Raw genomic sequence first — 13,305 nt, forward strand, 5'->3', positions numbered from 1 at the left:
CCTTTTGATGATTTAGCCAACTGAAAAACCTTATGGAGATAACAGGGAAACCTAGTATTAGCTAGTCTCCCCATGTTTAGAAAAAATCTAATTAATGTTTTCACTTAAAGTAAGTAATGCCTTTTCAAACGCTTCAACTGGTGGATAAGTAATACCCGCACCAATCATTCCAATGCCTGGTTCCTTGTGAGCTATCGCTGTATTGATAACTGGCATGATGCCTGTTTGCGTTACTTTTCGAACATCAATCCCTGTTGCGATTCCCATAAAATTCAATAATGGTATCGTAACATTTGGATTTTCAGTCGTTGTGATTTCCTTCATTTTAGTAGAGAAACCAATTGCTTCATCAACTGTTCCACCTACAAGTGCAACAATTGCTGGAGCGGTTGCCATCGCAAATCCTCCGATACCATATGTTTCTGTAATCGCACTATCACCAATATCTAAACCTGAATCTTCTGGTTTATAGCCAGCAAACATTGGTCCTACTACTTTTTGTGCTGGTCCAGTAAACCATGTATTTCCAGCCATTCCACTCACACGAATACCGAATTCAACACCGTTACGAGCCATCGTTGTTACAATCGTGCTGTTTTCGATACCATGAGCGGCATCAAGAGCACATTTCGATAGAGCCATCCAAGTTGGACCAGAGAAATAATCACTGCTAGCCACGAAATCAAATACTTGACGCTTTTGTTCAGTCGTAAAATCTGTCTCTAAAATATAAGGAGTTAAAGCTTGAATTAGTAGCGTTGTCCCCGCAACGTTACGGTTATGACACTCATCACCCATATGAAGAGCTTGTGCTAGCATTAAGCGTAAATCAATTCCATCTGTATTAAGTTTCATTGCATCTCTTAAGATTGGCCCTAATACATCACGCATCCAATTTAAACGGTCAATAACACTTTGATCATTTGCACCCATACGTAGAATTTTAGCCATTTGTTCACTTAAGTTTGTATACGCGATATTTCCATACGTTTTATTCTCAACGATGTGCATAAACATGGAAGCAGATGTTACCCCTGCCATCGAACCAACACAATTGTGTTCATGGCATGGTGCAAACGTAATAGCACCTGATGCTGCAACTTCATATGCTTCTTCAATGTCCTTAGCTAATCCTTCAAAAACTAGAGCCCCTGTTACTGCTCCTTTCATTGGACCACTCATTTTATCAAAAGTGATTGGTGGTCCAGCGTGAAGAATCGTCGTCTTCGTCATACCAGGAACACAATTAATTGCTTGGTCAAAGCCGATAAGAACTGGTTGTGAGTTAACGATTCTTTCTACTGCAAGTTTGTTTGCCTCTTCAATTTTTTCAAGCACGCTCGGATTTTCAAGCTTATCAAGTGCTGCAATAAGCTCAGGCTTTCCTCCACCTGGTGGTGTCCAATCTAAATGAGTGGCACTAGCATTTTGCTTTACGATATCATCTTTAAAAAATTCGATTCCTACATTAATGGCATGAATTTTACTTTTGAAAAGTTCATTAATTTTACTCATGACTATTCTCCTTTCACGACGAATTCTCTTGCTAATAATCCTGCATTCTGACTGCTACTTGCATGTGTCACACCTGCAGCAATTAATTTTTCCACTTGTTCGTCGAAGTTTTGATAATCTAAGTCAGTTCCAAGGACATAGCCTAAGATTTCTAAATGTCTTCCTTCTTGTTCAGCTAATTGCTTTGCTTCGATAATAGCAGGAAGCATGACACCAACTGGATCTTCGTGTGAACCAAAGCCTAATACAAAGTCCATCACAATGACACCAACAGATGGATCCTTCGCTTCTTGTTTAAATCTTTCGATACGTGTAGATGGATCAATCATTGGATGTGGTTTACCTTTTGTAAATTCATCATCACCAAAATCGATAAACGTATGTTCCTTGCTTACATTATTATCTTCTAAAAGGTAGTCAGCGTTTTTCTGGATGTTGCTATAGACATTATCGAACTTTTCCATCGCTGCATACATAGCTTCATCACAAAGCGTACCGCCACAGAATAATCCACGAATGTACTTTTGTTCTGGTTTTAATTTTGCTCTAACCTCTTCAATTAGAGGGATATTTAGTGCACGTTTGTTAATTTTGCTTTCATCTGCCCCAGCTAAAAGAACAGCCTTTAGTGCAGCTTCTTTAGACATTTTTGCAAAATGTCCGCCAGCTTTAGTAATCTTTTCTTCATCCCCACCAATAAACCAAACAACAACTGGTTTTTTACATTGGCTAATTTGGGCAAGAATTTTTTCTTCTACACTTGGTGCAGGTGGTTTAGAAACTAGAACAATAACTTTTGTAGCTTCGTCTTCGTCTAGCGCCTTAATGCCGTCTAGCATCATGATTCCGCCAACTTCTTCACTTAAATCTCTACCACCAGTTCCGATAAGCTGAGTAATTCCACCGCCGAAATCATGAATTCGAACGCTAATTTCCTGACTTCCTGTTCCTGAAGCTCCAACGATACCAATTTCACCTTTTCTTACCGCATTAGCAAATGCTAATCCTATGTTACCAAGAATGGCTGTACCACAGTCAGGACCCATCATTAATAAGCCTTTTTCATGTGCAAATTTCTTTAATTCGATTTCCTCTTCAATGCTTACATTGTCACTAAACAGCATGACATGAAGGTCATTTTCAAGCGCCTTTTTTGCTTCTCTAGCTGCATAAGCTCCGTTTACGGAAATAACAGCAAGATTTGCTTCTGGAATACTTTGTGCAGCTGAAGAAATGGTTGAATATTTCACTTCACTTTTTCCAGTGTTTGTATTCTTCTTCGTTAATAATTCATTAATACTTACGAAAGCGTTTTCACATAACTCATCTGTTGCAGCCTTCACTACAATCATCAGATCACTGTTCTTTGCTTCCTCAACTTCAGGGGTCATTAAGCCAACATTTCTGATTACCCCTTTATTCATTTCTGTACCCATAGCAATAATCGCTTGTTCAACGCCTTCAACTTGGTTTGCTTTTGTTGATAAGGACATTAAGGATACTGAATCAAAATATGTGTTTGGTTTGATTACAACTTGTACAGTCATACTTTACCTCCAGCTATTTTATTAGCTTCCAATCCCGCAAGGATTCCTAATGCGATATCTGTTCCGGAAGAGGAGCCGATTTTTAATACTTTATTTAAAGAGAGAATCAAGTCTTCTTCTGTTCCATAAAGAATAGAATGAATTAAGGAAATAATAGACTCTCTGACTTTACCAATTGATGCTTTTTGCATGGCCATATAACTAATTTCATTTGTTAATGGTTTTGCTAGTTTTACTACTTCTAAGCAAAAATCCTTTAAAGGATGAGTTGGGCTTTTCGGAAGGTTTAATATAGTAAACAATCCTACTAAAAAATCATCACCCGAGGGCGTTAACCCTGGACCGAGACCTATTAATTTGCTTGCTTTTTCTATTGCCTCTGAGTGTCGGTTGTTGAACAACTCCGTTAGTAGTAAACCAGTTCTTTCTTCTAGCAATCTTGATAATTCAATCTCAAAAGGAGTAGTCGGATGGTTTGATTTCTTCATTCCCCCACCTATACCATAATGGTCAATATAATCCCTCATTTTAGTTGAATTTCTATTTAAGATTTCAACCTTTTGCGGGTATTCCGGCAAAATACTCTCCCACAATGCAGCTTTATCAACAGCTATGGTCAACTTATTTGCAATGTGCAGAAAATTATTTTCAGTATAGACTTGGTCATTGACTGAAAGATTAATAGTATTAAATCGTTCTACCTGTATAACAAGAGTATTGGGACCATTATCTATTTCTTGACATGCAACCGTGTAAAGTTCACCATTTTCTAAGCTCTGAATATTCACGGTTCTGTTAAAAATACTATGAACATATCCACTGAACTCACTTGCTTTTATTTTCTGGATAAAATCACTATCACCTGAAATTGCATATCTCACTAAAGACACCTCGTTACTAATCTACCTCCACATTTTTATTTGTGATTTGTCACTTCCTAAAGGGAGAGTGCGTAGATTTTTCTTGTTAATGTTGTACAATTAACGAGAAATCCAGTAAATTGAATGTTAAACGCTATCCCTTACATTGCTTATTTTAGACGTGATGCATAAAAAGGTCATTGTTTATCAAAACCAAAAAGAGTTGATATCAATTGTGCATGTTGTACAATGAATTGTGATTAAATTATGACAATGGAGTGAGGAGAATTGCTTACAGTAAAGGATTTATTTGATATAAAATCAATCGATGGACTTAAAATTGTAGCTGGAGAACAGGGGATTAATAATGAAATTTCAATTGTTAATATCATTGAAAATCCAGAAGCATTTGACTGGCTATCACCAAATGAATTACTTTTGTCGACAGGCTATATCTTTAAAGATAATGAAGAGTTGCAAAATCGCATTATCAAAGAACTTTCGGAGATTAATTGCTCCGGACTAGTCGTTAAAATGAAAAGGTACTTTGATACGCTACCACAGAATATGATTGATCAAGCAAATAAACTTGGCCTTCCACTTATCGAATTACCATTTGAATATACTCTTTCAAAAGTCATATCGATTATTAATGAAAAGGCATCTGGCCGGTATGATTTATTAAATCGAAAAACATTGGATATGCATAATTTGTTCTTTAGAATAACTCTTGAAGGTGGAGGTATTGAAAAAATATCCTCCTTGTTATCAGAAACAATTATGAATCCCATTGTATTAGTAGATAAGGATTGGAAGCTGTTGCACTTTACGGAACACATTGATAATAAGGTCCCTTTAGCTTATTCCCTTGATTTGGTAAAAAACAGACCCGTTTTCAATAAGGCATTTATTGAATCCATCCCGAACGATATTAGCGATATCAAAAAGTCAATTAAGCGTATTTACAATTTAGAAGAATTGGAAATAAAGTGCCGTATCCTTCCTGTTGCGGTAGCAAATTATATTTATGGGTACATTATTGTTTGGCAGACAGTGAAAGAGTTATCCGAATTTGACTATATTATTTTAGAACAAGCATCTACAAATATGGCACTCGAAAGAATTAAAGCAAGGGAAATCGAAGAAGTGAAACTAAAAATTAGACAAGACTTCTTTGACGATTTATTAACCGGAAAAATCACATCGGGTGATACCTTACTAAGCTTAAGCGAATTGCATGGACTAAATACTACCTATAAGTATTATAGTATTGTCGTAAATATTGAGTCACAGGACCAAAATCAATATGAAGACTTCATAGCAAAGAAAGTTCATCTTGAAAATAAAACGAGAAAATGTGTGGAATTGGTGTACGAACACTCTAGTTTAGCAAATGGAGAGATTACTTGTTTTCACCGAAACAATCGCATCATTATATTGATTGGACAAAGCGAAAACCGAGCTGCAATTAAAATCAATGAAGCTAAAAAATATGCAAATGATATTTATTTGGTCTTAAATAAACAAATTCCAAAATCCACCTTATTAATCGGTATCGGTAGTCAATACGATACTATACACTTATTGCACAAAAGCTTTTCAGAAGCAAATGAATCAATTAGACTTATGCAAAAGTTTGAAGATAGAGGTGGCATTTCTCACTTCGAAGATCACTCGGTTTATCATTTTTTAGATACAAATATTAAGGATATGGAGTTAGAATCCTTTTTTATGAAAAGTCTTGGAACGATATATGAACATGATCGATTGCACGGAACGAGCTATATCGTTACCCTAGAAAACTTCTTTAGTAATAATCTTAATATTAGCGAAACGGCCAAAGCGATGTTTTTACATCGAAATACCTTGATTTATCGAATTGATAAAATAAAGGAAATATTAAACAGTGATTTAAAGAACTCTGAGGAACTATTGCAACTTCAATTAGCGTTAAAAATATTTAGACTTTTGAATAAGAATTTTCAACAGACTAGTTCGAATGAGAATAATAGTAATAATTAAAGGAAGCTCCAGATAGAGCTTCCTTTGTTACTCTTTAAAGTTCTCCAGAAACTATTTTCCCTTTAAACAATACAGCTTCACGTTTCGGTGTTCTAGCAACAGCTTCTGCTGAGCAAGATGCATTAACAAGTACTAAGCTGGCTTCGTCGCCTACCATTGGCCAAGCAACTTCGCCATCCTTCGTTAAGGCGAGAGGACCGCCTGTTGCAAATTTTAACGATTGGGAAAGTGACCGCTCATCACTTTTGCGGAAAAGCTCACTGTATCGTGTCACTTTTTCTAATAAATCACCAGTTCCATACGGGGACCACGAATCATAAAACCCATCGCATCCTAAATAAACCTTTACTCCATTTCGGTCTAACAAGTCAATAGGTGGAAATACTCGATTAATCGGTATTGTTGACATGATTGACATACCTAACTCACTTAATTTAGTTGCCATATCCTCTGCTTGTGCTAGAGGTACATCCCCTAAACTAAAAGCATGGCTGACGGCAGTACGATTATGCCATTTTGCTTCTTCTACCATTTCAGTAAGCTTATCAATCGTATAAAATCCGACATGTCCACCATCATGCAAATGAATGTCGATATCCGCATTAAATTCCGTAGCTAGATTCATTACTTCATAGAGTGATTTTTCAATATTTCGATCAATTCCAGCTGGATCTAGCCCACCCACAAGCTGAGCACCTGATCTCATTGCTTCCTTCATAAGTGGAATAACATTTCCCCTCAGAAGTCCATGCTGCGGGAAAGCAACAATTTCATAGGTTAGCTTTTCGGAATAATCCTCTAAGGCCGCTTTCACACCTTCTAAGTTTTTCAAACCAATATAGGGATCAATATTCACATGTGTACGAATATGAGTTGCCCCTTTTGAAAGAAGTAATTCAATCATGGCGCTCGCTCTTTGCTTTGCTGTACTTGCTAACTCTTCAAGCTCTAGTGCTTCAAGGTGTAAACGCTCCTTCAAGTTTTTAACAGGAGTACAAGCCTTCCAATCAAGAGAAAGATAGGTTTTGTCTAAATGATTGTGCATTTCTTTAAAGCTTGGAATAGCTAGAAATCCTTTGCCATCAACCATTTTTTCTCCGGTAGGAATAATAAAACTTGCTTCATGCTTCTCGATTATTTTTCCTTCCTGAATTTTCAAATGGAAAAGCGCAGTAGCAGTAGAATAAACGCCTCTTTCATCCTGAACATATCCCGTTTCTAATCGAACATTGGTTAACCAATATGGAGTGGTCATTTCATTTTCCTCCTAAACCTGAACTGTATTGGTTTCTTTTAGTTTACATTCAACTTTTTTCCCTTTAAAAAACAATGCTTCCACTGTAGCACGTCTAGCAATGGCTTCGGCTGAGCACGAAGCATTGACTAACATCATCGTTGCATTATCCCCAACCTTCGGCCAAACACGTTCACCGTTTTCATTCAAAGGTGTAATTCCTCCTGTTGCATACTTTAATGCTCTTGTAAGGGAGTATTCATCAATCATTCGGAATCTTTCTGCCAAAACACCTAGCTTTTGAATCGTATTCCCTGTTCCAAATGGCGACCAATGATCAGTAATACTATCATGTCCAGTCGAAACGGTAATACCTAGTTGATCTAAAGTAGGGATTGGGATGGTTGCACGATTAACCGGAACCGTTGTCGTCACATCAATCTCTTGGTCTTTTAAGATAGCAGCCATTTCAGACAGTGCTCCCCCTTGAAGATCACCTAATGCGATACCATGGCTGATTGTTGCTTTTCCCTTTAACCCTGCTTCCTTTGTATAATGAGCCATTCTTTCAAATGTAAAAGCACCTAATGTGTTCGGGTCATGTAAATGAATGTCTACACCTTTATTGTTTTCAACTGCAATTTCAAAGATAGTAGCTAACGACTTTTCGATGTTTCGGTCAACGGTTGCAGGGTCAACACCCCCGACTAAAGTAGCCCCGTTTTTCATTGCATCACGAATTAATTGAACCGAATCACTTCTTAGTAAACCATGCTGAGGGAAGGCGACAATTTCATATGTAAGAACATCTTCATATTTTTTCAAAGCATTCACTGTTGCTTCAAGATTCCCCAATCCGATAACAGGGTCTACATTACAATGGGTACGAATATGCGTATGCCCATTTTTCAAATACAGTTCAATCATTTTTTCAGCACGTTGTTGAGCAGTAGGTAATAGCTTAGGAAGAAGTTCTTTTTCCTCTTCTAATCTTGTAAAAATTCCTTTTGTTATTGGCGTACATGCTTTCCAAGGGCCGCCATAGTAGGTTTTGTCGATATGAATATGCATGTCTCTCAAAGAAGGAAGTAGAAGCTGTTTTTTTGCATCATACAGATTTTCATTGGGATTCGGTGCTTTATCGCTGATTTCCGTAATTTTCCCCTCTTCAACCTTTAAATGGTAAATTTCAGTCTCGGTACCGACAATTCGATCATTTTCATAGATAAAGCCTTTTTCTAATCGGACATTAGTAATCCATAGAGTAGTCATACGTTTCCTCCTAATGATTTTGAATGAAGGAAAAGTACTTTTGGTTTAAAAGTACTTTTCCAGTTTGGCTATATATTTTTTTACATTTTATTTGCTATTCATTAATAACAGCTTCGTCAAGCATTAAGTAGTTAGCTGCATTTAACCAAAAACCTTCAACGTTTTTGCTGTAAGCAGCTAAATGCTCGTAGTTACGAATTGGAATATAAACCGCATCATCTAATTCGATTTGCATGACTTGCTCATATAATTGTTTTCGAGTATCCTCATTTGTTTCCTGACGTGCTTCTTCAATCAACTTGTCTACTTCTGGCTTACTGTAGTAAAAGTGGTTTCCTGGAGGTCCTTGTGACGCAGTGTGGAACAGATTATATTGATTGTAATCTCCATCACCCGTTGCATTACCCCAACCACCGATAAATAAATCATGCTCTGCTTTATCGATCATGTCGATGTATGCTCCATATTCCATTACTTGGATTTTTACATCAACACCAATGCCTTTTAACTGAGATTGAATTACTTCAGCCATATTGATACGTTCTTTACGGTCACTTGTTAAAAGTGAAAGCTCAAGACCATTTTCATAGCCCGCTTCCTTCAATAATTTCTTTGCTTCATTTAAATCATAATCATATGGCTTCACATTTTCACTATGGCCAAACACCTTTGGACTCATAGCGACGTTAGCAAGAGTTCCGACATTATTATAAACACCGCTAATGATTGCTTCTCTTTCCACAGCGTGGCTAATTGCTCTACGAACTCTTACATCATTAAGTGGCTTTTTCTTTGTATTAAACCCGATATATTCGACTGCTAGTCCTTCTGCACGATAAAGTCCCATCGAATCTGATGCTTCAATTCGTTCAATTTCTGTTACAGGTACTTGGTCGTTAATGTGGGCTTCTCCTGTTTCAATCATCGCTAAACGTGTAGCGTCTTCTGGAACTACTTTAAAGACTACACGATCAATCTTCGCTTTTTCTCCCCAATAGTCTTCATTTCTAGTTAAAGAAATTTCTTGACCTGTCTTCCAAGCTTCAAAGACAAATGGTCCTGTTCCAACCGGGTGTGTTGCTAATCCTTCAGGATTCTCAGCTAACGCCTTTGGACTTAAAATACTGCCCTCGTTACTTGCTAATATAGAAAGAAGTGGTGCGTAAGGATAATCTAATGATAATTGAACGGTATAATCATCAATAATTTTCACTTCATTTATCATCGCGAACTTCTCATACTGTGGAGATTCTGTTGCTGGGTCTAGTAAACGATCAAAGGTAGCTTTAACAGCTTCTGCGTTAAAAGTAGCTCCGTCATGAAAAGTAACGCCTTCTTGTAGCTTAAATTCCCAAGTTGTATCGTCAATAACGTTCCACTCTTTTGCTAGAAGTGGTTGGATATTCATATCCTTATCTGGTGCAACTAATCCTTGATATACCTTTTGGTAAACAATATTAGCTGAAGGAATATCAGTGATAAAATGTGGATCTAGTTTCGTAGCATCAGAAAGTCGAACAACGGTTAAAGTTCCACCTTCCTTTGATCCTTCTGATTGATTATCTGTTTCTTTTGCTTTGTTTGATTGAGTTGAACAAGCTGCGGTGAACACCATCATTAAACTGATCAATATTAATAGTATTCCGGTACGAATTGATTTTTCTTTGTTCCTCATTTTTTTCTCTCCCCCTATTATAAGTTGTTTTAATCATTCTGACCTTAAAGCTTTCTTGGTACTCTTCACACCCTTTCACAAATGCTTATCTGCATTATAGAAGATGCAACGTCGAAATATTTACAGAATATTTACACGTTTTTAAACTATTTTGACAAGAAATTTGAAAATTATTTACTTTCGGATTATTTTTGATACTTTGTACATAATCCATAAAAAAATGGAATTTAAGGGGGAGGAGAAAAACAGCTAGAGAATCAACCTACTTTTCCGATTGAAAAATTTAAGGAGGGATTTAAATGTCACTTGAAGTAAAAACAGAACAACCTATTGTGGTACCACAATCTATTATTCAGCCAAAAGAATCCAGGCTTAGAGATTTTCTATCTATTATGATGGTGAATAAAGCGGCAATGGTTGGAGCGATTATTATACTCTTTTATATTTTCATTGCTATATTTGCACCAATTCTAGCTCCATATGATCCCTATGAAATTCAGTTAGAAAACAAATTAATGCCACCATCTTTCGAGCACTGGATGGGAACGGATGATAAAGGGAGAGATATTTTAAGTAGAATTCTATATGGGTCTAGACTTTCAATGGGAGTAGGCTTTGCAGCCGTTGCATTTGGTGCATTTTTCGGAATCATTTTTGGTTTAGTTGCCGGCTATTACGGTAAATGGGTCGATTCTATCATTATGAGAATCATGGACGTGATGCTTGCATTTCCTGGTATCCTTTTGGCATTAGCGATTATTAGTGCACTTGGACCAAGCTTAATTAACGTGACAATTGCTGTAGGGGCATTTTCGGTTCCATTATTTGCCCGTATTGTTCGCGGTTCAACGCTTGAAGTCAAGCGACTTGAATACATTGATGCCATTCGTTCACTTGGTGCAAATGATTTCACTATCATTTTCAAACATATTTTCCCGAATATTCTTTCACCAATTATTGTTCAAGGGACACTTCGATTAGCGACTGCAATTCTATCAGCAGCAGGTTTATCCTTCCTTGGTCTTGGAGCACAACCACCATCACCAGAATGGGGCACGATGTTAAGTAATGGGAGAGATTTCTTATTCTCTGCGCCATATATTGCGTTATTTCCTGGTATGGCTATTTCCATTCTAGTACTTGGTTTTAATATTTTTGGAGATGGATTAAGAGATGCGTTTGATCCACGTATGAAAAAATAATAGATTAAAAGGAGGTTGGAACAATGTTGATGTTTATTATCCGCCGTTTAGTCCAAACGGTACCGGTTATTATTGGGGTAACATTTGTAGTTTTCTTTATTATGCAGCTTGTCCCTGGAGACCCTGCCGTGTTACTTGCAGGTGAGGGAGCATCTAAGGATACCATTGAAGCCATTCGCGAACAGCTTGGGTTAAATCGTCCTCTATATGTTCAGTACTTTGATTATTTAATGAATCTTGCAAATGGAGATTTCGGTGTATCGTTAAAAAACAGCCAGCCTGTTTTAGATGAAATTTTAGTACGATTACCAATAACTTTGGAACTAGCTTTATTTAGTATCCTAATCACCATTGTGCTTGGAATGGGAGCTGGAATCATTTCTGCAGTTAAACCATACTCTATGCAGGATGTTGGAGTAATGCTTGTTGCCTTAATCGGAATTTCCTTACCAAGCTTCTGGTTTGGGTTAATGCTTATGTATTTCTTTTCAGTAAAGCTTCAAATTTTACCTGTTGCTGGATGGGACAGCTTACTTCATGTTATTCTTCCAGCCCTTACCTTAGGAGCAGGTGGTGCTGCAATAGTGGCAAGGATGACAAGATCAAGTATGCTTGATGTCATTCGCCAGGATTATATTCGAACAGCTCGTGCTAAGGGACTTCGAGAACGTCTCATCATCTATAAACATGCCTTAAGAAATGCATTAATTCCTGTCATTACGGTTGTCGGATTACAGTTTGGAGCATTACTTGGTGGAACCGTGCTTGTTGAATCCATCTTTGCAATAAATGGACTTGGAAGAATGATTGTGGACGCGATTAGAATGCGTGACCTACCGATGGTTCAAGGTGGAGTATTATTTGCCTCCCTTATCTTCGTAATTGTGAATTTGTTCGTAGATGTATTCTATCGATTCTTTAATAAACGGATTGAATTAAATTAGGAAGGCGGTGAAGGTTTTGAACGAAAAAAATAAACCAATTTTAGAAGTAAAAGGACTAAAAACATACTTCACGACAAAACGCGGGGTAAGTAAAGCCGTCGATGGCATAGATTTTACTCTACACAAAGGAGAAACATTAGGAATTGTTGGAGAATCCGGATGCGGAAAAAGTATTACCTCCTTATCCATTCTTCGGTTAATTCCTTCTCCTCCTGGAAAAATTGCTGGAGGGTCGATCCTTTTTAAAGGAAATGATTTAGTTACCATGTCCGAGAACGAGATGCGCAAGGTTCGCGGGAATGAAATTTCGATGATTTTTCAAGAACCGATGACATCCTTAAACCCGGTTATCCCAGTTGGTGAACAAATAGCAGAAGCTTTAAGATTGCATCAAAAAATGGGGAGAAGAGAAGCTTGGGCTAAGTCAGTTGAAATGCTGAAGCTTGTTGGAATACCTTCGCCAGAAAAAAGAGCAAAGCAAGAGCCTTTTCAGTTAAGTGGCGGAATGCGTCAGCGTGTCATGATTGCCATGGCACTAGCTTGTACACCAGAGGTTTTAATCGCTGACGAACCTACAACTGCCTTGGATGTGACTATTCAAGCTCAAATTCTAGCACTTATTAAGGATTTGCAAACAAAAATTGGAATGGGGGTTATTATGATAACCCATGATTTAGGTGTTGTGGCAGAAACTTGTGATAAGGTTGCTGTTATGTACGCAGGCAATATTGTGGAGCATGCAACTACTGAACAAATATTTGCTAATCCAAAACATCCGTATACACAAGGTTTATTAGCATCCCTTCCAAAAATTTATGAGGATCAAGAAGAATTACGAACCATCGAGGGAAGTGTACCAAGCTCCTATAACATGCCTGCAGGTTGCCGATTTGCTTCAAGATGTCCGTATCAAGAAGCGATTTGTACAGCTCAACAGCCTGAATTAGTAGAACAAAGTGACGGATCAAAGGTACGTTGTTGGAAATATACTGAACAGTGGACAGGACAAGTCGAACAAGAGGAGGTTGTCTAAA

General features: G+C 37.4%; 10 protein-coding genes. 4 read left to right on the forward strand and 6 right to left on the reverse strand.

Features of this window, described 5'->3' with window-relative positions; genetic code table 11:
- Positions 1 to 87: 87 nt before the first annotated feature.
- From LRP83_RS16620 to LRP83_RS16630, 3 genes are read right to left on the reverse strand one after another with little or no spacing between them, the layout of a single operon-like run.
- Positions 88 to 1,515 carry a YlbE family protein gene (locus LRP83_RS16620; RefSeq protein ID WP_230497816.1) on the reverse strand — a complete coding sequence of 476 codons (1,428 nt, stop codon included), beginning with the start codon at positions 1,513 to 1,515 and terminating at the stop codon, positions 88 to 90.
- A gap of 2 nt (positions 1,516 to 1,517) precedes the next feature.
- Complete coding sequence (fdrA, locus tag LRP83_RS16625; protein WP_230497817.1) at positions 1,518 to 3,062, reverse strand: acyl-CoA synthetase FdrA; 1,545 nt, start codon at positions 3,060 to 3,062, stop codon at positions 1,518 to 1,520.
- Positions 3,059 to 3,943 carry an oxamate carbamoyltransferase subunit AllH family protein gene (locus LRP83_RS16630; RefSeq protein WP_230497818.1) on the reverse strand — a complete coding sequence of 295 codons (885 nt, stop codon included), beginning with the start codon at positions 3,941 to 3,943 and terminating at the stop codon, positions 3,059 to 3,061. The genes fdrA and LRP83_RS16630 overlap by 4 nt, the downstream gene beginning before the upstream one ends.
- Positions 3,944 to 4,210: 267 nt before the next feature.
- Between LRP83_RS16630 and LRP83_RS16635 the strand changes: the two genes are divergently transcribed.
- Positions 4,211 to 5,944, forward strand: a complete 1,734-nt coding sequence (locus LRP83_RS16635; protein WP_230497819.1) for a PucR family transcriptional regulator — start codon at positions 4,211 to 4,213, stop codon at positions 5,942 to 5,944.
- 34 nt (positions 5,945 to 5,978) lie between these two features.
- On the opposite strand, the gene LRP83_RS16640 is transcribed toward LRP83_RS16635, so the two are convergent.
- The 3 genes from LRP83_RS16640 to LRP83_RS16650 all read right to left on the reverse strand — a co-directional run bounded on the left by LRP83_RS16640 (position 5,979) and on the right by LRP83_RS16650 (position 10,125).
- Complete coding sequence (locus LRP83_RS16640; RefSeq protein ID WP_230497820.1) at positions 5,979 to 7,199, reverse strand: amidohydrolase; 1,221 nt, start codon at positions 7,197 to 7,199, stop codon at positions 5,979 to 5,981.
- 12 nt (positions 7,200 to 7,211) lie between these two features.
- The gene (locus tag LRP83_RS16645; protein ID WP_230497821.1) at positions 7,212 to 8,450 is read right to left on the reverse strand and encodes an amidohydrolase family protein; all 1,239 of its coding nucleotides are present in this window, start codon (positions 8,448 to 8,450) and stop codon (positions 7,212 to 7,214) included.
- Between the two features lie 94 nt (positions 8,451 to 8,544).
- Positions 8,545 to 10,125, reverse strand: coding sequence for a glutathione ABC transporter substrate-binding protein (locus LRP83_RS16650; protein WP_354002351.1), 1,581 nt, complete (start codon positions 10,123 to 10,125; stop codon positions 8,545 to 8,547).
- 299 nt (positions 10,126 to 10,424) lie between these two features.
- Between LRP83_RS16650 and LRP83_RS16655 the strand changes: the two genes are divergently transcribed.
- The 3 genes from LRP83_RS16655 to LRP83_RS16665 are packed head-to-tail and all read left to right on the forward strand — an operon-like array spanning position 10,425 to position 13,304.
- On the forward strand, positions 10,425 to 11,327 hold the full coding sequence (locus tag LRP83_RS16655; RefSeq protein WP_230497822.1) for an ABC transporter permease: 903 nt from the start codon (positions 10,425 to 10,427) through the stop codon (positions 11,325 to 11,327).
- A gap of 23 nt (positions 11,328 to 11,350) precedes the next feature.
- Positions 11,351 to 12,271 (forward strand): nickel ABC transporter permease, encoded by a 921-nt coding sequence (gene nikB, locus LRP83_RS16660; protein ID WP_230497823.1) that lies wholly within the window; start codon positions 11,351 to 11,353, stop codon positions 12,269 to 12,271.
- A gap of 16 nt (positions 12,272 to 12,287) precedes the next feature.
- Positions 12,288 to 13,304: an ABC transporter ATP-binding protein gene (locus LRP83_RS16665; protein WP_230497824.1), complete on the forward strand. Its 1,017-nt coding sequence runs from the start codon at positions 12,288 to 12,290 to the stop codon at positions 13,302 to 13,304.
- Position 13,305: the final 1 nt, after the last annotated feature.

The organism is Pseudoneobacillus rhizosphaerae (genome assembly GCF_917563885.1).
GTDB lineage: Bacteria > Bacillota > Bacilli > Bacillales > Cytobacillaceae > Pseudoneobacillus > Pseudoneobacillus rhizosphaerae.

Coding starts and splice junctions, on each gene's coding strand:
- LRP83_RS16620 (WP_230497816.1), bottom strand. CDS start 1,515: ATGAGTAAAATTAATGAACTTTTCAAAAGTAAAATTCATGCCATTAAT.
- fdrA (WP_230497817.1), bottom strand. CDS start 3,062: ATGACTGTACAAGTTGTAATCAAACCAAACACATATTTTGATTCAGTA.
- LRP83_RS16640 (WP_230497820.1), bottom strand. CDS start 7,199: ATGACCACTCCATATTGGTTAACCAATGTTCGATTAGAAACGGGATAT.
- LRP83_RS16645 (WP_230497821.1), bottom strand. CDS start 8,450: ATGACTACTCTATGGATTACTAATGTCCGATTAGAAAAAGGCTTTATC.
- LRP83_RS16650 (WP_354002351.1), bottom strand. CDS start 10,125: ATGAGGAACAAAGAAAAATCAATTCGTACCGGAATACTATTAATATTG.
- LRP83_RS16655 (WP_230497822.1), top strand. CDS start 10,425: ATGTCACTTGAAGTAAAAACAGAACAACCTATTGTGGTACCACAATCT.
- nikB (WP_230497823.1), top strand. CDS start 11,351: ATGTTGATGTTTATTATCCGCCGTTTAGTCCAAACGGTACCGGTTATT.